The sequence below is a fragment of the Paenibacillus sp. Y951 genome (assembly GCF_056786395.1).
This window is the reverse complement of the sequence record NZ_JBXCIY010000009.1, coordinates 57,140-79,584: the sequence shown is the minus strand read 5'-3', so window position 1 is coordinate 79,584 and position 22,445 is coordinate 57,140. Positions and strand designations below refer to the sequence as shown.

General features: G+C 39.7%; 19 protein-coding genes and 1 other annotated feature. Of the genes, 5 read left to right on the top strand and 14 right to left on the bottom strand.

Annotation, left to right across the window (positions count from 1 at the left end):
- Positions 1-30: 30 nt before the first annotated feature.
- The 7 genes from AC1TPB_RS14380 to AC1TPB_RS14350 form a co-directional block, all read right to left on the bottom strand.
- Positions 31-243: a cold-shock protein gene (locus AC1TPB_RS14380; protein WP_258202811.1), complete on the bottom strand. Its 213-nt coding sequence runs from the start codon at positions 241-243 to the stop codon at positions 31-33.
- A gap of 84 nt (positions 244-327) precedes the next feature.
- The gene (locus AC1TPB_RS14375; RefSeq protein WP_258202810.1) at positions 328-528 is read right to left on the bottom strand and encodes a cold-shock protein; all 201 of its coding nucleotides are present in this window, start codon (positions 526-528) and stop codon (positions 328-330) included.
- Between the two features lie 228 nt (positions 529-756).
- Positions 757-1,065 (bottom strand): hypothetical protein, encoded by a 309-nt coding sequence (locus AC1TPB_RS14370; RefSeq protein ID WP_482077136.1) that lies wholly within the window; start codon positions 1,063-1,065, stop codon positions 757-759.
- 178 nt (positions 1,066-1,243) lie between these two features.
- The gene (locus AC1TPB_RS14365; protein WP_482077135.1) at positions 1,244-2,113 is read right to left on the bottom strand and encodes a hypothetical protein; all 870 of its coding nucleotides are present in this window, start codon (positions 2,111-2,113) and stop codon (positions 1,244-1,246) included.
- Between the two features lie 242 nt (positions 2,114-2,355).
- Complete coding sequence (locus tag AC1TPB_RS14360; protein ID WP_482077134.1) at positions 2,356-2,559, bottom strand: DUF378 domain-containing protein; 204 nt, start codon at positions 2,557-2,559, stop codon at positions 2,356-2,358.
- A 110-nt stretch (positions 2,560-2,669) separates the two neighbouring features.
- Entirely contained in the window at positions 2,670-3,290 is a 621-nt protein-coding gene (locus AC1TPB_RS14355) for an NAD(P)-dependent oxidoreductase (protein ID WP_482077133.1), read from the bottom strand.
- Positions 3,291-3,665: 375 nt separating this feature from the next.
- Positions 3,666-5,201 carry a glycine betaine uptake BCCT transporter gene (locus AC1TPB_RS14350; protein ID WP_482077132.1) on the bottom strand — a complete coding sequence of 512 codons (1,536 nt, stop codon included), beginning with the start codon at positions 5,199-5,201 and terminating at the stop codon, positions 3,666-3,668.
- A 231-nt stretch (positions 5,202-5,432) separates the two neighbouring features.
- Here AC1TPB_RS14350 and AC1TPB_RS14345 point away from each other — a divergent pair, with 231 nt between their 5' ends.
- Positions 5,433-6,548 carry an RNA-guided endonuclease InsQ/TnpB family protein gene (locus AC1TPB_RS14345; RefSeq protein WP_482077131.1) on the top strand — a complete coding sequence of 372 codons (1,116 nt, stop codon included), beginning with the start codon at positions 5,433-5,435 and terminating at the stop codon, positions 6,546-6,548.
- Positions 6,549-7,092: 544 nt separating this feature from the next.
- Complete coding sequence (locus AC1TPB_RS14340) at positions 7,093-11,160, top strand: endo-1,4-beta-xylanase (protein WP_482077130.1); 4,068 nt, start codon at positions 7,093-7,095, stop codon at positions 11,158-11,160.
- Between the two features lie 241 nt (positions 11,161-11,401).
- Here AC1TPB_RS14340 and AC1TPB_RS14335 read toward each other — a convergent pair whose 3' ends face one another.
- Both AC1TPB_RS14335 and tyrS read right to left on the bottom strand, forming a co-directional pair.
- Positions 11,402-11,641 carry a DNA-binding protein gene (locus AC1TPB_RS14335; protein ID WP_482061912.1) on the bottom strand — a complete coding sequence of 80 codons (240 nt, stop codon included), beginning with the start codon at positions 11,639-11,641 and terminating at the stop codon, positions 11,402-11,404.
- 174 nt (positions 11,642-11,815) lie between these two features.
- Positions 11,816-13,075 carry a tyrosine--tRNA ligase gene (tyrS, locus tag AC1TPB_RS14330; protein ID WP_482077129.1) on the bottom strand — a complete coding sequence of 420 codons (1,260 nt, stop codon included), beginning with the start codon at positions 13,073-13,075 and terminating at the stop codon, positions 11,816-11,818.
- Between the two features lie 112 nt (positions 13,076-13,187).
- Positions 13,188-13,409, bottom strand: a binding site (T-box leader).
- 180 nt (positions 13,410-13,589) lie between these two features.
- Here tyrS and AC1TPB_RS14325 point away from each other — a divergent pair.
- On the top strand, positions 13,590-14,345 hold the full coding sequence (locus AC1TPB_RS14325) for a YheC/YheD family protein (RefSeq protein ID WP_482077128.1): 756 nt from the start codon (positions 13,590-13,592) through the stop codon (positions 14,343-14,345).
- Positions 14,346-14,472: 127 nt separating this feature from the next.
- The gene (locus AC1TPB_RS14320; protein ID WP_482077127.1) at positions 14,473-15,435 is read left to right on the top strand and encodes a serine hydrolase domain-containing protein; all 963 of its coding nucleotides are present in this window, start codon (positions 14,473-14,475) and stop codon (positions 15,433-15,435) included.
- A gap of 94 nt (positions 15,436-15,529) precedes the next feature.
- On the opposite strand, the gene AC1TPB_RS14315 is transcribed toward AC1TPB_RS14320, so the two are convergent.
- Entirely contained in the window at positions 15,530-15,955 is a 426-nt protein-coding gene (locus tag AC1TPB_RS14315) for a universal stress protein (protein WP_482077126.1), read from the bottom strand.
- Positions 15,956-16,222: 267 nt separating this feature from the next.
- Here AC1TPB_RS14315 and AC1TPB_RS14310 point away from each other — a divergent pair, with 267 nt between their 5' ends.
- Positions 16,223-16,852 (top strand): YfbR-like 5'-deoxynucleotidase, encoded by a 630-nt coding sequence (locus tag AC1TPB_RS14310; RefSeq protein ID WP_482061908.1) that lies wholly within the window; start codon positions 16,223-16,225, stop codon positions 16,850-16,852.
- Between the two features lie 184 nt (positions 16,853-17,036).
- Here AC1TPB_RS14310 and wsfD read toward each other — a convergent pair whose 3' ends face one another.
- From wsfD to AC1TPB_RS14290, 4 genes are all read right to left on the bottom strand, one after another.
- Positions 17,037-18,464 (bottom strand): glycan biosynthesis hexose transferase WsfD, encoded by a 1,428-nt coding sequence (gene wsfD / locus AC1TPB_RS14305; protein ID WP_482077125.1) that lies wholly within the window; start codon positions 18,462-18,464, stop codon positions 17,037-17,039.
- A 253-nt stretch (positions 18,465-18,717) separates the two neighbouring features.
- Positions 18,718-19,623, bottom strand: a complete 906-nt coding sequence (locus AC1TPB_RS14300) for a DUF2167 domain-containing protein (protein ID WP_482077124.1) — start codon at positions 19,621-19,623, stop codon at positions 18,718-18,720.
- 271 nt (positions 19,624-19,894) lie between these two features.
- Complete coding sequence (locus AC1TPB_RS14295) at positions 19,895-20,941, bottom strand: glycosyltransferase family 2 protein (protein WP_482077123.1); 1,047 nt, start codon at positions 20,939-20,941, stop codon at positions 19,895-19,897.
- The gene (locus AC1TPB_RS14290; protein WP_482077122.1) at positions 20,931-22,337 is read right to left on the bottom strand and encodes an undecaprenyl-phosphate glucose phosphotransferase; all 1,407 of its coding nucleotides are present in this window, start codon (positions 22,335-22,337) and stop codon (positions 20,931-20,933) included. The genes AC1TPB_RS14295 and AC1TPB_RS14290 overlap by 11 nt, the downstream gene beginning before the upstream one ends.
- Positions 22,338-22,445: the final 108 nt, after the last annotated feature.

Here is a 22,445-nt window from a genome sequence, read left to right as displayed (position 1 = left end):
ATATCATTAAACCAAATGGTTCAATTTAATCTATTCTTTTGATTGGCTTGGGCTAGTATTTTCAACAACTGGTAACAGTTTTTCGCCTTTTACCATTGCAGATTTACATTGTGGACACACTGGAGTTGTTGAGAAAGCAAAGTTATCCCGCATCCATCCCATACAATTCTCATTTGAACAAGCCCAAATCACTGTCAATTCAGTTACTACATCTTCAAGCGGCTTCTTACGAGAGTTATACATATGCATCCTACCTTCTATTCTGAAATTAGTGGTACAAAATAATAATTGCCCCGATTAATTAAAATCGGGACAACATCGTTTGTATTAAAGTTTTACAACGTTTTCAGCTTGAGGACCACGGTTACCTTGAGTAATGTTGAACTCAACGCGTTGACCTTCGTCTAGTGATTTGTAGCCATCTCCAACGATTGCGCTGAAATGTACGAATACGTCACTTCCGCCTTCAACCTCGATAAAGCCAAATCCTTTTTCGCCATTAAACCATTTCACTGTTCCTGTTTCCATAATTAATACCATCCTTTTCTTGAAACCACCTAAAATATCATTAAGTAATTCATTTCTAGCTTAGCGTTCTTAAGTAAGATTACTTTGCCATGAGATGAACCCATTAGGTCGCTCTTAATCAACTTTTATTATAACACACTTTTCAAATAATAACAGCAATTCAAAAAAATATTTTTTCAAGCTACTTCCAACTCGACCAAATTATAATTTACCCTAGCAAAAATCGGCTTATTCGTTATAACGATATAAATGAATAGTAGGTTGATCTGGCTGCTCAGTGCCTAACTCTAAGCCATCTATATATCCGCTAACTAGAAACCGCTTGGCTTCATACGAATTCATATTTAATTGGACTAATTCGGTATACTGGCTATAATCTGTTTCTTCAACCATGCGAAGTGCTTGATATCTATCTTCATAATTACTATGAAGTATGAAAGTTATCGTACTTTCGTAGCGACTAATATTTCCGATATTGCTATAGTTTTGTTGGAATACCGTATTCACTACACCATTATTCAAATCAATACTGATCATTCGATATCCCTGTACTAAATAGATCACATCTTCGATCTCATCCAAAACATACGAATTTTCTCCAGTTGGGCTACGGTCATATATTCCATCTGGTTCAGTACGTGGATATTCAATAACATGTTTCTATACATGCGAATAATATTTATTTGAGTTTCAAATAATACAACAAATCAAATACTCAATAGAGCTTCAAGTAATACAACAAATCAAATAATTCCGTTAGAAATTTGGTATAGCTAAACCTTTTGTTGCGCTCACATGCTCCTAACATCCGCTGAATAAGCTCCCATTTTTCTTTCTTAGCAGAACTTTGTATTCTATTTTCATTCTCTTTAATAAGCTGTAACTGCTCCGAATGCCTTCTCATTAGCTCTTCATAAGTAATATCCAGATGCTCTACGACAGGCTCTGTGTTCACGATTATAGAATGTTTGCTTTTATAACGTTTATTCGATTTCTTCACGGTTTGTTTTGGTCTTGTCATCGATAATTCATATTCAAATTGCTTTTCTAATTTACTTAATTGTATATGCGAAAGTGGTAAATCTAACTCTAGTTGCTCCATCATTTCCCTAGATAGATCAAGATCAAAATATTCTTCAGGCAATTTCCACCATTGTTCATACTTACTCAATATATCATCACGTTCCAGGTCAATCGTATGAAAACCATTCTTAATATCCTTAATTAGATCTGCCGAAAGCATTGTGTAGTTTTCAAGACATGTTTCTCCTAGTCGATAGGTTTTATTCTCTTTTCTATGATGAATGACATAACAAAATCGAAGTGTTTTGCCACACTCACATTGGTAAGGACGATTTCCATATCCTCCATCAAGAACTTCGGCTAGTTCCCAATCATCTAACTTGTCCCATATCTCATCGGAGGACATATCTCTGTCTAATACAATCCCCTTTTTCGTTGCTAACTGTTCTAACCATTTACTTTTTTTGCTTTGTGTTAGATACGTATTGAGAAACAAACGTTGCTTGTCATCCAATAATTCTAACAAACGATGTACTTCTTTCTCAGTCAATGGGGACACCATAGAACTCCCTCCAACTACTCAACATTTTTACGACTAGAGTGTATCATATTTACCGCTGTCTCCATACAAATTTATGACAACACATTAATAATTAATGAACTAAACTTTTCATATCATAAAAAAAAGAAGTTACACATTGTGCAACTCCCTTTACGTACATATTACTTCATGTAGACGATTAGCTATAGAAACTATAGCTACATTCAACACATCGAGCTTTAATCGGTATAGATAGTGGGTAATTATCTAGCGTGTTCTTCTTCACTCACGTTTCTGAAGAATTTAATGGAGTAAATCGCACAAAGACCTACAATAACGTAGATTACTCGTGAGAAACCATGACCAAAGATACCCTCAACTAAGTTATAGTTAAAGAGACCAACCAACAGCCAGTTAATTCCACCCACAATCAATAGCAATAGCGTCACAACATTTAATGTTTTCATTCTTAACAGCTCCTCAATCATAATGGTACTATTAAGAAATTCCCCTAATTTGTTATGTATTATGCATATAAGGATAAAACTTATTTACTATCCCCTTAACTCTAAATTTTCTAAGAAGACAACCCCACCGATTGTTCCACATACTGATCATCCTGCACTGCCTTTAACATAAATGCGGCTACATCAGCTCTGGCAATGTTATATCCTTTTGGCGCTCCCCCATTAAGAACTTCGTTATAAGAACCTAATAATGGACCATTCTTTAAACTCATCGGTCGTGCTATTGTCCAGCGAAGCTTACTTTCAACCAATGATTCATATGCTTCTGTATGATCTGCTAACACTTTACGAAGCATGAACGTAACCATTTTCCCCATTATACCTTTAAGCTCGTTGTGAATACCCGCAGATGCACAGTATACTATTCGATCGATATGGTTCTGCTTCATTCCTTCGATCAAATGCTGCGTAATGGAAGACATAAGCGTACTCGTTCCAAGATTTTTCCCACCAACGGTACAGATCACAGCATCATGACCTTGCATTGCAGTAATCACGCTGTTTTTATCTAATCCATCACCTTGTACAATATGTAAATGAGCATGTTCCATTCCTAATTTTGATGGGTCACGTACAAATGCTGTTACCGTATGACCACTATCTAAAGCCTGTTTTACTACTTCCTTACCAACACCACCTGTTGCACCAATTACAAATAATTTCATTGCCATATCTTCATCTCCTTCTACACTATAACTAATCCCGAAATACTTTCTTATAACCATATCACACAAGAAAGTATAATGCAGTAATAACGAAGAATGGCGCGCAAATTGAATGTCAATTTGCGCGCCGTTTCCATAATATCAATTTAGTTAGTCATTCAATGACTTTTCAATTCATAGTATTGAAACCCCTTACCCAACCTAAGATTCCCTCTAATACCAACAATAATAAACTCCTCGCACAGCGGTTCTACCAATTGATACATATTGTTCTCATCAGAACCTTTTCCATGCAGCGTGAAATGCTGTAAACAAACAATAACCCCATCTGCACCCCGATGAGGTTATTATTGTCTCTAAAGAAACCTTGAGTATATTGAACTACTCCGATTCGCTTATTTGCTCTATTTCCTCAGTAGTATATGGTCTTACCATCAATCCCATTTCTTTACGCTCCTTATTCAATTCTTTATATAAGGAGATCATCATGAGAATAATGACTAGTGAAAATGGAAAAGCAGTAATAATTAATGCATTTTGAAGTGCAGTCAGTCCATTAGCAGACAGCAATATGATAGCTATCCCTGCTTGTGCGATACCCCATGTTAATTTCACTATATTAGGCGGATGTAATGAACCATTCGTCGTCTGCATGCCAAGTACAAAAGTCGCCGAATCTGCAGATGTAATAAAGAAAATCGCAATTAGTAAAATCGCAAATATCGATAATAACATTGACATCGGCATCTGTTGAAAGACCCCAAACAGTAATTCTTCTGTTAATAAATGTGTAAGATCTACTCCACTACGTTGAATATTAATCGCTGTCGTGCCAAACACTGAAAACCAGATGAAACTAATTAAGGTTGGAAGTAATAATACCCCTGTTAGAAACTCTCGAATCGTTCTGCCACGGGACACTCTTGCAATGAAAATCCCAACGAAAGGCGACCAGGATAACCACCATGCCCAATAAAATATCGTCCAATTATTAATCCATTGTCTATCTTCATTATCTAATGGAGCTGCTCTGAAACTCATACGAGGGAGATTTTGCAAATAAGAACCAATCGTATCTGTAAATGTATCCATAATCATAACAGTCGGTCCCAAAAAGATGACTAAGATCAGCAATGCTATCGCTAGTATCATATTAGCGTTCGATAAATATTTAATTCCTTTACCGATTCCTGACCAAGCAGAGATAATAAAGAGCACCGTCACGACGATAATAATAATGATTTGCACAGATATTCGGATAGGAATATCGAATACAAATGACAATCCTCCGTTGATTTGAATGGCACCAAAGCCCAATGTCGTTGCAACACCAATAACTGTCGTAAATACTGCTAGTACATTAATAACCGTGCCAATTCCCCCGTTAATCCGGTCACCGAAGAGTGGTCTTAACGTTGCAGAAATTAAGCCAGGTTCGCCTTTGCGAAATTGAAAATAAGCAAGTGACATCGCAACAATCGCATAGATTGCCCACGCATGAATTCCCCAATGAAAAAAGGTATAACGCATCGCTTCACGAAAGGCAGCATCTGTGCCTGGCTGCTCAGTAGGAGGATTAATCGCAAAATGCGAAAGTGGTTCTGCAGCTCCCCAGAACACTAACCCAATACCCATTCCTGTAGAAAACAACATCGCAAACCAACTAATTCTTGAATATTCAGGTTGTTCATCGGGTTTTCCTAAGGTGATTTGTCCCATTGGACTTACAATAAAGAATAGACAGAACAATACGATACACGAAACAAATAGTAAATAATACCAACCAAAGGAATTAGTTATGTAATGTTTCATCGCACTCGTTATTACTTCAAAACTTTCTGATGCTAGCGCTCCATATAAAACTGCGGCACCTACTAAAACAAGTGTAATCCAAAACACATTAGAGATTTTTTTCATAAGAGCGTAAAGGACACTCGTGACTTCAGTCGTGAGAGGTATTGACGCGTTCTCCCATCATCGACACTGCCATCGAATCCTTTCCTCCCTTCAAAGTATTTTTAATCATTTTCTACAATCGAATAAAAAAACCACAATCTCGAACGTACGTTTGGTATAATAAGAATAAAACAAACTTATTATGTTGTGTATCTGAGCTCCTTACCCTGATCATACGAGGTGATTCTAAACGTGAATAAGCTGACGCTTACCGCCAAAATCAAGATCTTGCCTACAACTGAGCAGGCAGAGCAACTGCTTCAGACCGTACGCGCTTATCGTGATGCTTGTAACGATACTTCTCAGCTTGTGTTCGAGTCCAAAAAGACGTCTACGATTTTTTTGCATCAGCAACGCTATCGTCATCTGCGCCAGACCTATTTGCTTCGCTCTCAGATGGCGCAATCTGTGCTCAAGACCGTTGTTGCTCGTTATAAGTCACTAAACAGTAACCATCATCCCTGGACACAAGTTCAGTTTAAAAAGCCCGAATATGATCTGGTCTGGCATCGTGACTATTCACTAAGTCAGCAGATGTTCTCAATCAACACCTTAACAGGTCGGATCAAGGTTCCCTATGTTCGGAAAGGAATGGACATCTACTTCGATGGCTCTTGGGTGTTTGGTACCGCCAAACTTGTAGTTCGGCGTGGAAAGTTCTTCTTGCATATTCCAATGACCAAGGAGATGGAGGAAGTTTCCACGGCAAGTATCCATCAAGTCGTTGGCGTGGATCTGGGCATCAATTTCACTGCTACCAGCTATGATACCGATGGGCAATGTACCTTCTACAACGGCAGAGTGATGAAGGATAAGCGGTCACGGTACAAGCAGTTACGTAAAGCCTTGCAGCAAGTGGGTACGCCTTCCGCACGTAGAAAGCTGAAAAGAATCGGAGATCGAGAACACCGCTGGATGATGGATCATAATCATCAGATTTCTAAGGCACTCGTTCACCGCTATGGTTCAGGCACGTTATTTGTCCTAGAAGACTTAACGGGTATTCGCGGGTCCACAGAAACCGTCCGACTTCAGCATCGATATGAGATAGTATCCTGGTCCTTTTACCAGTTAAGACAGATGATAAACTACAAAGCTACGCTCCTACGTTCGCAGGTGATTGCGGTTGATCCCCGCTATACTTCGCAGACCTGTCCGAAATGTGAGCATAAAGAGCGGGCCAACCGAGACAAAAAGAAGCATTCCTTTAATTGCAAGGCATGCAGCTATCGATCGAATGATGATCGGATCGCTGCGATGAATCTTCAGCGTATTGGAATGAAGTACATTGCTGAAGTGGTTGTATAGGTATACCTATGCAATCGGGCAGCTGTCGGCCTGCCTAAAGTAACGCCATCTTAAGGAAGGAGGCCTTCATAGCCGTTCTCACTTCCGGGCAGTTACAAGCTCGCAACTTTAGTTGTGAGTTGTTGACCGTATCACCATTACTTCCTAAGTCATCAATATTCGATATTGTTCTAAGTAATGATGTCCAGTTATTAACATTAGTATGCACTTTTATAACATCTTAATACATACTTCAATCCCTTGTGTGAAACAATAAGAACTCACAGAATCAACAATAGATCTTGTCTTGAAGCAATAATAAAAACAACAAAAATGAATCCACTCTTTTAGAGATGGGTTCATTTTTGTTAGATTATTTTGATAATTTCATCCTTATTCCAGATTGTATTCATTCATATTTAATTTCTTTAGTAAACTCTATAGATTTTCAGGTGTTAGCGCTTTCATTAACGCGGTACTATGAAGGATATGGGAAGAATATAGACCCTTCTTTCCATACTATAAGCGCTTTAAAAATTAAAATTTTAGAGGGGGAATCAACACAATGAGTAAACGCTTCAAAAAAATGTTGATGTCGATACTGGCAGCTGCATTAATCATTCCGCAAGTAATGCTTGCACCAATTTCGGAGGCAGCTACAGAAACGAACGTAGTTTATGAAATGCAAGAGGATGCTGGCATAAGTGAAGCTGAAGTAGACTCTGAGTTCACTTGGACAAACAATCTTCAAAACAGCGGCGGTACACGATCTATTGCGGCGTATAACGACGGAAAATCGATTTATTTTTCCGATAGAACCAACGATTACAACGGAGTGGACGTAAAATTGCAAGCGCTTCCCTTGACTGCAGACGTTGAGTATACGTTTACGTTAAGCGGACATGTGGACAACGATGTGACTGTGCCGAGCAGTTCACAAATCGTTGTAAGCAATCCTAACGCTTTCGGTAAGTTCGACAATTACCAATGGCTAGTCAATAAATCCTTAACAACAGGTGATTTTGAGCTTGAATATAAGGTAACCTTCTCTGACTCCGATATCGCGGAGCTTGCGAACGACTCGTATTTCCGCGTTCAAACAGACGATAATGGCAAAGAAGTTCCTTTTTATGTAGACAACATCATCGTAACTAAAGCAGCTTCTGCTCCCTCTATTCCCTCTGCGAACGACGTTTATGAAATGCAGGCGGATACTGGCATAAGCGGAGCTGCAGTAGACTCTACGTTTGCTGGGACGGACTATCTTCAAAGCAGCGGCGGTACACCCACCATTGCAACACAAGGAGATGGTAAGTCTATTTATGTGTCAGAGAGAACCGGTAATTGGCAAGGCGTAGACATCAGATTACAATCGCTTGGCTTAATCGAAGGGATGGAGTATACGTTCACGGTAAGCGGACATGTAGGCAGCGATGTGACTGTGCCAGGAAGTTCACAATTCGTTTTCAGCAATCCTAATCCCTGGGGACCGTACAATCAATATCAAGAGTTATCTAAAGCTTCCTTGATTACAGGAAAATTTGACCTTGAATACAAGGTTGCCTTTACGGCTGACAACATTGCGAAGCTTGAAGCTGAACCTGCGGATCCGGCTTTTCCACCATTGTTCCGCATTGCAACAAACGATGTTGCCAAAAATGTTTCCTTTTATGTAGACAATATCATCATCACATCATCCGAGCAACAGACTATCGAAGTACCTGAATGGGATCTTACCCTTGACTCATTGCATGAGGCATATACTAACAAATTCTTAATAGGTAATGCTATTTCACCCAATCAGATCACGAATCCTGAATTCGCTGATATGATTAAACTTCATTACAACGTGATAACAGCCGAAAACGATATGAAGCCTCAGTATATGAGCCCATCAAAGGGAGTATACAACTACACTAACGCAGATAAGCTAGTAGACTGGGCATTAGAAAACGAGATTGCGGTTCATGGACATACGCTTATCTGGCATTCGCAATCGGCTGACTGGCTGACTAAAACCGCGGACGGTGCACCACTCCCTCGCGTAGAGGCCGAAGCAAACCTAATAGATTTTATTGAAAATGTAGCTGGGCACTACGCCGGCAAGGTCATTTCCTGGGATGTTGCCAACGAAATCTTTGCCGATGGCGGCATCTTCAACGGCGACTGGAAAGATAACTTGCGTAAAAACTCCCCTTGGTATTTAGCTTATGCTAACGGGGCAAATACAGCCGAGGACGAGAGCGGCGCGGACTATATCTACGAAGCGTTCGTACAAACGCGCCTAATCGACCCAGACGCTATTCTTTACTATAATGACTACAATGAAGAACAACAGACCAAGCGCGAAGCGATTGCAGCAATGGTCGAGGATCTTAATGAGAAGTGGAAATCAGACGACCGAAATACTGATTCTGACCGTCTGTTGATCGAAGGGATCGGTATGCAGTCCCATTACAACATCAACTCCCTAAATATTGAGACTGTAGAGAATGCGATCAAGCGCTTTATCGAAACAGGTGCAAAAGTTACTGTTTCCGAGCTTGATATTCCAGCTAGCGATTATGAAGAGCGAACTACTCCGCTCTCTGAGGCAGAGAAAGTCAAGCAAGCACAGCTGTATGCGCAGCTATTCCAAATCTATAACAAATACGCTGCATCTATTGAGCGCGTCACCATTTGGGGCACAACTGACCTGATAAGCTGGCGTGGCGCCGGTCACCCACTGCTCTTCGACAGACTGTATGCAGCCAAACCGGCTTACTACGCGGTCATTGACCCTGAGGGATATCTACTCGAACACCCTCTGTCCGTAACCGTACCACAAGAAATCCCGGTAGCGAATGCCGTGGCCGGCACTGCCGTAATTGACGGTGAAAAAGATAAAATTTGGGAAAAGTCGCCTGTGATTAACGCAAACACAAAACCGAATGGCCAGACGGAACAAGGCGCAACCGCAGAAGTCAGAACGCTGTGGGATAATCAATTCTTGTATATTTATGTTAATGTAGCCGATTCCGATCTTAACAATTCGGCCGAGGCGGCACATCTACAGGATTCCGTTGAAGTATTTCTGAGCGAATCCATGCACAAGGGCACGGATTACATTATCGGCGATGGGCAATACCGGGTAAGCTACGAGGGCAACGAGTCCTTTAAATCAAGTGACATGAGCGAAGGATTCGAATCTTCAGTGAAAATAGTCGATAGCGGTTATATCGTGGAAATGAAGATACCGTTCCGTGCCATCACCCCCGAGGCGGGTAACGTAGTCGGCTTTGACGTACAGATTAATGATATTTCAGCTGATGGCTCAAGAAACCTCACTGTCTGGAGTGATCTTAAAGCTAATGGCTACAATTCAACCGAAAATTGGGGAGAACTGACTCTAACTAAAGCTCCTACACCTACTCGGCCATCCACCCCAGACGTGGACATACCGAGTGAGCCTGTTATCGATCAAGATAACGGAGCGAATACGATAAAACCTATTGTACAAGTGAAAGACGGAGTAGCGGTGGCAAGCATCTCCAATAACAGCTTGAATGAAGCTCTGGAACAAGCTTCAGTAAATGCACAAGGCAAGAAACAAGTGACTGTAGACATCCCAGCACAAGCAGGCGCGACTTCCTATGAAGTGCAATTTCCTACTTCGCACTTGAAAGATTTCGGTACGAACGTAATCTCGATCAAGACAGAGTACGGTAACATTGATCTTCCGGGCAACACGCTATCCAATACGAATGTCGGCAACTCCGAATTCGTGTCTGTCCGCTTAAGTAAAGCTTCAACTGCTGAACTCAGCAATGAAGTTCGCGAGCAAATCGGCGATAAACCTGTCATTAATCTAGAAATTTTGATCGGCGATAAAGTCGTTGCTTGGAACAATTCGAACGCGCCTGTAACGGTATCCCTTCCTTACACGCCTTCGGCGACAGAACTGCAAAACCCGGATCAGATTGTCGTTTGGCATATCGATGACACAGGTAATTTGACAGTGATAAAGAACGGACGCTATGATGCGGCAACTAAATCGGTTGTGTTCCAAACTACACACTTTAGCACCTATGCAATAGCATACGTGAACAATACGTTCATTGATCTTCAAACGGTACCTTGGGCCAAGCAAGCAATAGAAGCAATGGCCGCACGCGATATTATTAAAGACACTGACAATAACAGCTTCTCCCCTGCTTCTTCCATTTCAAGAGCGGACTTTATCGCACTTCTTATGAGAGCGCTGGAGCTGCAAGGCAACGGTAGCGATGCTGCGATGTTCAGCGATGTGCCGGTAAACGCTTATTATTATGAGGAATTGGCGGTCGCTAAGGAATTAGGAATTGCAATTGGCTTTGGCGATAACTCGTTTAAGCCAGGCAATAATATATCCCGTCAAGATATGATGGTACTGACAACACGTGCGCTAGAAGAAGCCGGCAAAGGTAAAACAAACAGCTCTGCTTCCTTAAGCAACTATTCTGACGCTTCAACTATTTCCAACTACGCGAAGAATAGTGCTGCCGTTCTCGTCGAGCTAGGCATCATTGAGAGCAAAAACGGAAAGATTGCTCCGAACGATCAGCTCACTCGCGCTGAGGCAGCTGTCATCTTGTATCGCATCTGGAATCTGTAATAGCAAAGGGCTATTGGATTTGATCCAATAGCCCTTTTTTTTGCATCGGATCAGAAGATCCACAATAGACACTATATGTTTATTACTCTAGCTTGATTCTAAAAAATGATACTTTGTATACATTCTATAGTCATTAAGCAGCAAACACCTAAATACCCCATCCTTATGCAGATAGGGTTGATCAGGGTAGATGCATACGATAGCTGTGAAACTCTACATCACGCTAAGCAAACCCATTTATTTATTTCGTAAATTTATTCGATTGAGCAATTTGCTCGATCTCACTTTTCAAGAGCAGATAGCGATGTACGCTTCTTGCAATTGGAATTTTCGTTATGCGGTTTTTTTCCACATACAACTTCATGTGATCTTTGGATAGGCCTAGTATTTTACCTGCCTCCATAACCGTTAATACGTCTTCTTTGCTTGTCTCATTGAACGTGCTCTTTAATTTCTGATTCCAGTCCTCAAACACCTGCATATTCGCGCCCTCTCATTTCTATTCATGATGAATACTATTCATTATACCATGTAAATGGAAGATAAGGTTGAAATGCTGCTATTTCATATATATTTCAATCTAAAGTGAGCCTTTCCTCTCTAAAAAGAGAGTAGGCTCACTTTATCTTGTCCCATGCTATGTTTACTAATACGTTTATGTCAATTTCACAAGGCTATAATTTTTCTTACCTTTACGAATAATAATAAAGCGTCCACCAATGGCATGATCAGCCGTTACCGTAAATTCTACATCGGCAACCTTCTCACCATTCAGCGAAATAGCACCGTTAGTAATATCTTCACGAGCTTGACGTTTAGACGGTTCGATACCAATATCAACTAACCAATCGATAATATTTTTGGATTCTTTATCTACTGTGAACGTTGGCATTTCCTTAAAGCCTTGCTCGATTTCATCTGCTGTTAATGAACGAATATCTCCACTGAACAACGCTGCCGTAATTCGCTTAGCTTGCTCTAGCATCTCTTCACTATGAACGAACTTCGTCATTTCTTCTGCTAATGCTTTTTGTGCTTCACGCTTATGAGGCTCAGTTTGAACTTTTTCTGCTAATGTTTCAACAGTCTCTTTATCTAAGAACGTGAAGTATTTCAAATATTTCACAACATCACGATCATCTGTATTAGCCCAGAACTGGTAGAATTCGAATGGCGTCGTTTTATTGGGATCAAGCCAAATTGCTCCACCTGCTGATTTACCGAATTTCGTACCATCAGCCTTCAGCATTAATGGAATCGTCAGACCGAATGCCTTCGCTTCAGATCCTTCTTTTTTACGAATTAAATCAAGTCCGCTCGTAATGTTACCCCATTGGTCTGAACCGCCAATTTGCAGCTGAACATCTTCATGCTGGAATAGATGCAAATAATCAAGTGATTGCAGAATTTGGTAAGCAAATTCTGTGAATGAGATCCCGCTATCTAGTCTGCTTGATACAACATCCTTCGCCAGCATCGTATTAATGCTGAAGTTTTTTCCGTAATCACGTAAAAAATCAATGACATTAATTTTATGTGTCCAATCGTAGTTATTAACCATGCGAACTTGATTATCGCCCTCTGTTACAAACAATTTTTTCATCTGCGCAGTTAATGCTTCCACATTCGCTTGCACTTCCTCTAATGTTTGTAACGAACGCTCTGCCTGACGACCACTTGGATCACCAATTGTGCCTGTTGCGCCACCAATTAATATGACTGGACGATGCCCTGCTAATTGAAATCTTTTCAGCATCATAAATGGAATCAAATGACCAATATGCATACTATCGCCGGTCGGGTCTACACCACAATAAAGCGATACTGCCTTTGTTTTCGTTAATTCACGTAAGCCTTCTGCATCCGTCTGTTGGTTAATCGCTTCGCGCCATTCTAATTCATCAATAATGTTCATTTTTAACAGCTCCCTCGTATTATTCTATTCATAACATACTACCGCAAACTCATCGCCATTAGCTTTATAAGCGAATTTAAAAAACAAAAAATCGCCCCTTGTCTGTGATAGACATAGGGACGATTGAATTAACCGTGTTACCACCCAAATTGCACAATAATCTATAAAGCATCATTCGTGCCACTCTAAGCGAAATATCGTTCGCTTACTCCGCTTGGCATTACCCAAGATACTCCAGAGTGTAATTCACATGCCTTGTATGTGCTAAGTTCCATCCCCCTTAGCTTTCTGTAACATGGACAAGGTTGCTACTGCGCTCTTTCAACGTATAAAATCTATTAGATTACAGACAGTATAGCGAAATGTAAAATCATTGTCAATGTAAACACTGTAACTATCAACCATAATTTTTCTAGAATAAAATTTATAGTAATCGCACACATAACATGGACAAACATGGTGACAGGCCTTCTCCTCTATACATATGAATATTAGTGAGGGGGAGGATTAGAATATGACATATAAAAGTAGAACAATTAAAAGTAAATGGATTAAAACAAATTGGTTATTAGAGCATCGAGAATTAAGTAAATATGTTCCACATACTATGCTGTTCAACAAATCAAATCTAGACTTAATGGTATCCTTATACTCTCCCGTATATTTCAAACCAACCGAAGGGACTGGAGGATCACGGATTATTAGAATTGATATCGATGAAAATGGCTATCGTACTCAATACAATCTAATTAAATTACATTTTTCCACACCAGAACTTTTATTTCAATATCTATTCTTATTTGCTAATAAGCAATCATTTTTACTACAGAAAGGAATCAATCTAACTACTCTCAACAACAATCCTTTCGATGTCAGAATTATGGTCCAAAAAACAAATAGAGGTAGTTGGGTGAGTTCTGCTGTTTCAGTAAAAATTGGACAATCCGGGAAAATAGTTACTAATTATCATCAAGGTGGGAAACTAGCTTTTTTTCACGAAACTATGCTAGGAGCAGGATTTGATTCGACTACTACAGAACATATCAACATCCTATTACACAACATTGGTGTTAGCACGGGTGAGCATTTTGATCGTTATTATAATGATTTCAAAGAGTTAGCACTTGATGTAGCATTAGATGACACAGGTTACCCTTGGATTCTCGAGATAAATACACGTCCTCAAATTGCTCCCTTAAAAACGTTGAGTGACCATACACTTTATTATCGGGTGCTCGCCTATGCTAAGCAATATGGACGAACAAAGTAAAGCCCGTTGCCGAAGCGCTCACGTACTATAATAGTTACGTGAGTGCTGGCACATTATAATAACAAACCGTTTTCTGCTATGATTACAGAAGTATCTACAATACGAAATTACTAGGAGATTTAATTATATGAATATCACCACACTATCACAAGAAATAAAGCCATATGACGTTAGCAGTTGTATTATTCATTACAATGGAGACATTCTATACCATTATGAAAAACTTGATGAAGCCTCCTCCAAGCTTATGCCAGTTAACTCCTGCACGAAAAGTGTGCTTTCCGCACTTATTTGCATTGCTATGGATCAAGGCTTACTTCCTTCATCTGATACACGCATTACGCAATTCTTCCCACAGCTGCACGATGAACACGATAAGCGGAAACAAAACATTACTTTACAACATTTATTAACGCTAACAGCAGGCTTGAATTGGACGGAATTCGGAGGCATTAATTCGTTTCCGAAAATGACTCGCTCTGCCGATTGGATCGATTTCGTGCTCCAGCAGCCTATGTCGGACGAGCCTGGATCTGTTATGTTGTACAATTCTGGTGTGTCACAGCTACTAGCGGCCATACTTGTTCAATCAACGGGACAAAGCGTTTCACAATATGCCGATCTTCATCTGTTCGGTCCATTAGGTATCAAGCAGTATGAATGGAAAAGCGACCCGCAAGGGATTCATACAGGTGGGTATGGCTTACAGCTTTGTGCCAACGATATGCTGAAGTTTGGATTACTCTATTTACAACGTGGAGTTTGGAATAATGAAGTCATTATTTCAGAGAAATTGATCGATCTTTCTATTGCGCCTGCCATTGCCGTAACCCCACCTGAACATGGCTGCTACGGTTGGCATTGGTGGACGGACTACATTCCCGCCATCGATACAACCGATGCATCTACTGCCGCAGATCTTCATTACTATTACGCTCGGGGATTCGGAGGACAATTTATCATTATCGTTCCAACGCTCAATAGTGTCATCGTGTTGACTCGCGAGCAGCGTAAAAAGGGGTTATCACCATTGGATTTCTTTCGGCTACATATCGCTCCGATGTTAATCGCATATCATAATAATTTATGACCACCTACCACTACTAACGCAAGAACACTAACTCGAACAAAAAAACTGTAGGCAAGCTAGAATACCTTCTAGTCTGCCTACAGTCGGTCAACATCTATTTCACAATCAGAACGGGACATGTGCTTAATTTGGATACTTTATGACTAACACTACCGAGCATCATTTCTTTAATATTTCCAAGCCCTCGACTACCAATGATAATGATATCAAATTGTTCCTGCGTCGCATAGCTTACAATGAGACGTGGCGCACTACCTTCAGTATAATACGTCTCCACTTCTAATCCTTGCTTAGCAAGATCCTTTTTGGCATCATTGAGCATATCAATACCAATTTGACGCATTTCTTTCTTCACAGTAGCAATATCTGTTACTACAACACCTTGTGGAAGCATAAACTCTCGTCCTACATGCATTAACGTAACGCTAGCATGCTGTTCATTCGCAAATTGTTGTGCAATTTGTAACACTTTCTTACTCATATTAGAGCTATCAATGGCAACTAAGATCTTGTTAAACATACCGTTTTCCCCCTCTTGGTGAGTGAAATCAATGTAAGCTTGACATGATTACTGCATATATCTAGTATAACGTTTACATTGTATATTTGTCGATGGAACTTCGCCTGTAATTCATTTAGTTATTAATGTAATTAATTACTTCAACTTAATATCTACTTAACATTCCCCAGAAACTTTAATTTAAAGTTAATCATCCAATAACAATCGAGATCTATACTGTCTGTAGAGCATCATTTATAACAAGCAGTATAGAAAGGGACTCAGCATATGGGTATTCATACGTATTTTCAATCACTCAATGATCTAGAACGTATTATTCGTTGTCCAGGTAAATTCAAATTTGAGGAGCATAGCGTATCCGCTCATTCCTGGAAGGTTGTACAATATGCCAAAACATTGGCTGATATCGAAGAAAGCAATGGAGTTACAGTAGATTGGAAGAAGCTATACGAAATTACCAGTAGTCATGATTACGGAGAAATATTTATCGGTGATATTAAAACACCCGTTAAGCACTATTCATTAGAACTACGTGCTATGCTGCAAAAGGTTGAAGAAGGAATGGTCGAGCATTTCATTGATGAGCATATTCCTGAGGATTTTAAGCCTATATTCCGTAGACAATTGCGCGAAGGTAAAGATGATTCGGTAGAAGGACTAATTTTAGAGGTTGCCGATAAGCTTGATCAGATCTACGAAGCCTTCACAGAGCTACAGCGAGGCAATACAGAAAAAGAATTTATCGTCATGTATAGTAGCGCATTAATTAAAATAAAGCAGATTAAACTACATTGTGTTCAATACTTTCTACAGAACATACTACCTGATCTCGTCAGTGAAGGCTCGAAATGTCATGTTGATATCGAGAAAATAACCAACGAAGCATTAGCTATGTAACCACCTCGCTTTCCTCAACCACTCTTTTCATCACCTTCCCCTACTATCCATGTCGATATTTCATTCTCCTCAGTCTTGTGATCAATACTCCATGTTTCTGTCCACTGATTTACTTATTGTCTGTCTAACCTACCACACACATAACACGCCCCCATTGACTTCTAAATGAGGGCTATTATTGTAGCTAGTAGCTGTAATCGTTCCTCCTAGAACAAAACCGATGTACAAGCCAAACAACTGCTGATGCCAGCATCATATCGAAAGCTACATTGAATAGAAACAGATGCTTACTGAGATCAGCCTGTCCATCGCCGATAATTGGGATAAGAAAGCTGAAAATCGCTATCAGACCAAGCAGTATAAATATCTCTACTCTAATCCGAGCAGGTATATGATTACACCTCAGCCATTCGTAGACCGCAACCGCATAATATAAGATAAAGAATAGCGTAATAAACCACATCGAATTTGGAATGTAATTCCTTTTAAATTCGCTCCATATACTGTAATCAAATGATATTGAGCCAGCTGGCTTACCTTCTGATTTCTCATAATTGCCTAAGTAATAAGCCCGGATATTCATTCCATTCTCTGCAGCATACTCCATTTTGCTTAGCAATCGAGCTGGATGCTTCATATAGAATAGCAGTACATCAGCATGCGATATCCGATCATAAAAATCTGCTGTCAGTGTCGGGTCATCCTGCTTAATGGCTGTATCTGTCTGAAAGTAATTCGTGCCTGCCAGCACGGACAATCTACTTGGTAGCCCTAATGCTTGCAGATCCCCTTCGATATTAGGTGAACCATTCAAAATACCAAAAAACACCGTTTGATACATATTAATATTCTTGAAATCTTTCGGTGCAGCTACATACATAACAATGGAAATTAAAAAAGTCGCCGCAGATAATATTAAAGCAAGCTTACGCCAGCGTATATCATCAGCCTTCATCCAAGCATAGCGAAGTCCGAGGAGCGCAAAGGCAATACCAATTGGCGCATTTTGAGTTTTCGAGCAAACTAGAAATAAAATAGCAGTATAAAAGAGTACCAGCATCCGCTTAGTAGGATTCTTCTGCTTCGTCAAAACAAGCCCAAGAGCGAGCGTTAGTAGTAGAAATACATAAGAAACTGGTTCTCCATACAAGGAATTAAAATATGCTAAATATCCGATATCAGTGAAAATGAGCAGCATTAATATAGCTATCACACTAGCTGTTATTAGTGATTTCCCTTTATTGTACTTAATAAGTAAAAAACCCGCAGTTAATAACAGCACAACATAGATTGCGCCAAGAAAGCGAATATCGAATGCTGAGCCATTGAATATTAGACTAATATAGCGCGCCATAACGACAAGAACAATTTGCGTAGATGGGTAGAATCCCCGAAAAAAGGTGTCATAAGCAAAGTTAGCATGCGCATATGAGAAAAAACGATCCTCATAGGATTCTAAAGCATCATAATAGTTCAATCCCGCCGTTCCCATAATGCGCAGGAAATCTCCATTATCAGCAACTCCAATAAATGTACCCGTAAAGAGCAGCCATATCGAGATACTAGCCGCAACGATAATATAGATGAATTCAACAGTGAACAGCCTTCTCATTGCTTTCTCTCCCTAACAATTAGCTACTCAAGTGGAAAAATTGGGTGAGCCGATTACAACTCGTAACTAATAAAATATTTTCACTTTCTATATTACATCATTTTTAACAAAATAAGTATAATCTAGTCACTTATATTATTAGTTCGCTTTATATCTAATTTATAAAATTTATATATTATTTAATAACTTTCTATCACGCAAAAAAAAAGCGGTGCGTCATTGGACGCACCACTTTTTATTCATAGCTCAAGAGCTATCTCGAATTGTGATCTGTAGTATTATCTACCGAATCTTGCTCGTTTGCAGATGAATCATTTGCTGTTGCTTTACGTCTTCTGATCCAGTTCCAAATTGCTACTGGAATTGCAAATAGCACAAACCAAAACTTCTTCAGTAATAATCCTGCTGTAATTAGAAGTCCTGCCTTCTTCGCAGCAACTAAACCAGCACCGCCAAGAATTAGTCCGGTTAATCCTAGCTCAGAAATTTTGTCTGTCGCAGGATCATGATCCTCATAGCGTGAGCCTTCATTCAACGTATAATTTGGTAAAATTAATGTTTCTAGCGTATTAATATCTTGATCTAATGTCGACATATCTGTAATGAGTAGCACAGATACATATCCTTCTCTAGTCAAAATTCTTACGTTATAGTTAATAATTGAATTCCCGTAAAAATCTTCAGCTAGCAATGCCCATATTAGCGTGTTGTCAGCATCATTATAATAAGGCTTAGTATGCCAATCTATTACATGCAAATGTTCTTCTTCAGGGCGGCCCTCATTGCTTTCCTCAGTACCTTGTTTGTAGCTTTTCAAAAGCTTTTTTGCATCGATTTTACTTTTTTCTTTGTCCGATATATATCCGACTTCTTCATATTCAAATAGTACATACCAGCTTTCCTCTTCGCTAGCAGGAAAAACACTTCCTAGTTCAGTGCCGTATAAATTGTTTCCGAAATATTGTTGTAGTGCTTCCGTATCCACTTTATCGAGATATAGAAGTGATTCATCCACATTAAGTGAAGATAGGTCTCCTACTTGAACAGTCGTTCCACCCTCAATCCACTCCAGATAAGGCTGTTCTTCCGTAGCAAATACAGGACTTGCAAACAATGTCAAACATAATAATAAGCTGAAACTAAGTTTTAAAAATTTCATAATATCCTCCTAAATTTTCTCTCTAAAATAATATCCAAAACTTGCACATACCGTTATATGTTATAGTTATTACCATTTAAAAAACAGGGTATTTGGAACTATTTTCATAATAAATTACAATTATGGGTAGATAATCTGATTTTTCATCTTTACTTATTATTTTTTATATGAATATTTTTTAATTATATTGGTTATACGAAAATAACAAATCGACCGTATCCTGTTCAATTAGAACAAGCTACGGTCGATTTCCACACTATTTAATATATCTTTAACTCGACTTCGATTTAGCATGTTCTCCTATAGTAATAGGAGAGGTTACATGCAAATTTCCCTGCTCAATTTGATCCCAAATTAAGCGATGCATACTTATACGACGACAAAACTTATTAGGTAATCGGTGGTAGTTCATGCCCAGCTTATAGCCAATCAACTTTGCCGCTGATTCAGCGATAAGCTGCGGAATAAACCGCAATTTCCTTGCATCGCGTAGCCCTTTCAATTGCTCTCTAACCAGCTTTGAGCCAGCTTTCGATGTTGATGCATAGGGTAGTATCCACGCATTACAGCGCATCGATACACCGTTATCAAAGAAACGCTTCAATTGCTGTTTAACTGTATAATTATGAGTATGATATACTTGTGCATCCGCGCAATAAGCGACCTTCATTCCACTTAGAACACAGCGTGCTGCCATGAACATATCTTCATTAAATATAACTGGAGATTGAAAGCCACCCATCTGCTGAAACACATCGCGGCGAATAGCTGAGCTTGCGTTCGAGCAGAAAAACGTCTTAATTCCAAGTCGTTCAATATCATCGTAGCATTGTACAGCCGATTCAGGTGGGTAATTGTTCCTCCTAGCTAGCTGCTCTAATATATTACCATTAGCCTCTGCAATCTGCCTAGCGTAGGTATATGCTACCCCATCATAGGCACTTTCACCTAGTAACGGCTGAATAAGCTGCTCAATCATCCGACCATTCACTGGAATAACATCTTGCGTCATAAATAATAAAATATTTCCCGAAGTAGCTTCCGCAGCAATATTACGAGTACCACCATGGTCAAATTCAGCACGCTGCACCGTTAACACCTTCGCTCCTGCAGCTTCAGCTAACTGAATCGTTGCATCATCAGAGCAGGAATCGATAATAATAAGCTCATAGGGTTGAACGGTTTGTTGCTTAAGCAGCTTTAACAGCATGCCGAATGAGTCACCAGCATTCAAGGTCGGTATAATAACCGATACATTTACAGATTTTCCGTTAGCATGTTGTTCCTTAGCAGATTGTCTATCATCATTAATATGCATTGTGATTAACCTTTCCTTTGAATGCTGTCATGGCAATAATCTTCACATCAAAGAAGAACGACCAGTTTTCAATGTAGAAAATATCGTGCGTAATCCGATCCTCAATCGAAGTATCACCTCGTAAGCCATTCGTTTGCGCCCAACCTGTAATACCAGGACGAACCTGATGCTTAATCATATATTTCGGGACATCTTCACGAAACTGATTGACGAAATAAGGCCGCTCTGGACGTGGACCAACAACGCTCATATGTCCGAGCAGTACATTGAAAAATTGAGGTAGTTCATCAATATTTGTGCGGCGAAGGAAGCCTCCGAATTTGGTGCGACGCGGATCATTTTCAACAGTCCACTGCGTATCCGATACCTTTTCGGTAGATATGCGCATCGAGCGGAACTTATACATATGGAATGTCTTGCGATCAAGTCCCATACGCTCCTGCTTAAAAATAATTGGACCTGGAGCAGTCAGCTTAATTCCGATGACAGCAAGTAACATAACTGGGGACGATACAATAATAGCGACAATCGAAAAGACGATATCAAAAGCTCTTTTTAGCACGCGATTACTCAGCTCATCTAGTGGAACATCACGTACGTTAATTAACGGAATACCTGCAAAATTATCGAAGAAAGGACGCGCCGGAAGCAAGTCAAAGTAGTCTGGAATAATAAGCGTCTTAACTCCAGCCTGTTCACATACTTCAATAACCTTGGGCAGCTTAAGATGGGCATCAAGTGGCAGAGCGATAATCACTTCATCTACTGGATGCTTCTTAAGCATTCGCTCTAAGTCATCGAGCCTACCGAGAATAGGCTTAATATTGCTAGACTCTCCCTCATGCTGCTTATGAAAATCATCGAGAAATCCAACGGCCTCATACCCAATCTCAGGGTACTTTTGTAGGTTTCGATAGAATCGACGTCCAACTGTACCTGCACCAAGAATAAGCACGAAGCGTTTATTAAATCCTTTTCGGCGAAGCGAAAACAGTACCTTTTTAACGATATAACGATAAATAACCGAGCAGAGTACATTGAGACTATAGAAAATAACGATGAATTCTCGCGAAATATTCGCTTCCTTTGCAAAGTAAAGCAAACCGAGTAAACCGAGTAAACTAATCGTATGAATTTGTAATATTTTCAGAAGATCATAGGAATAATTTTTACGCCGCTTTGGAGAATAGAATTGTAGATAGAAGCCCGTCACAACAGTCGCAAAGGAATAGACCGTTCCCCATATCAAATAAGTAGTAAACGGCAGTACATGAGTATATTCAAATAAGCCCGACTTAAATCGCAGCCAATAAGCTAGTAAAAATACCACTAGTGAGCATAACAAGTCCGCTAAAATATATAATTGCGTAAGGAATCGTTGATTTTGTCGTATCATAGCTAATAAATCACCTGAATTCTACTATTTTCGATCTATAAGTCCAATTTTCGAACTTGATCTTTAACTACATTCTAGCATAGGTGACAAAGATATGAATACCATATT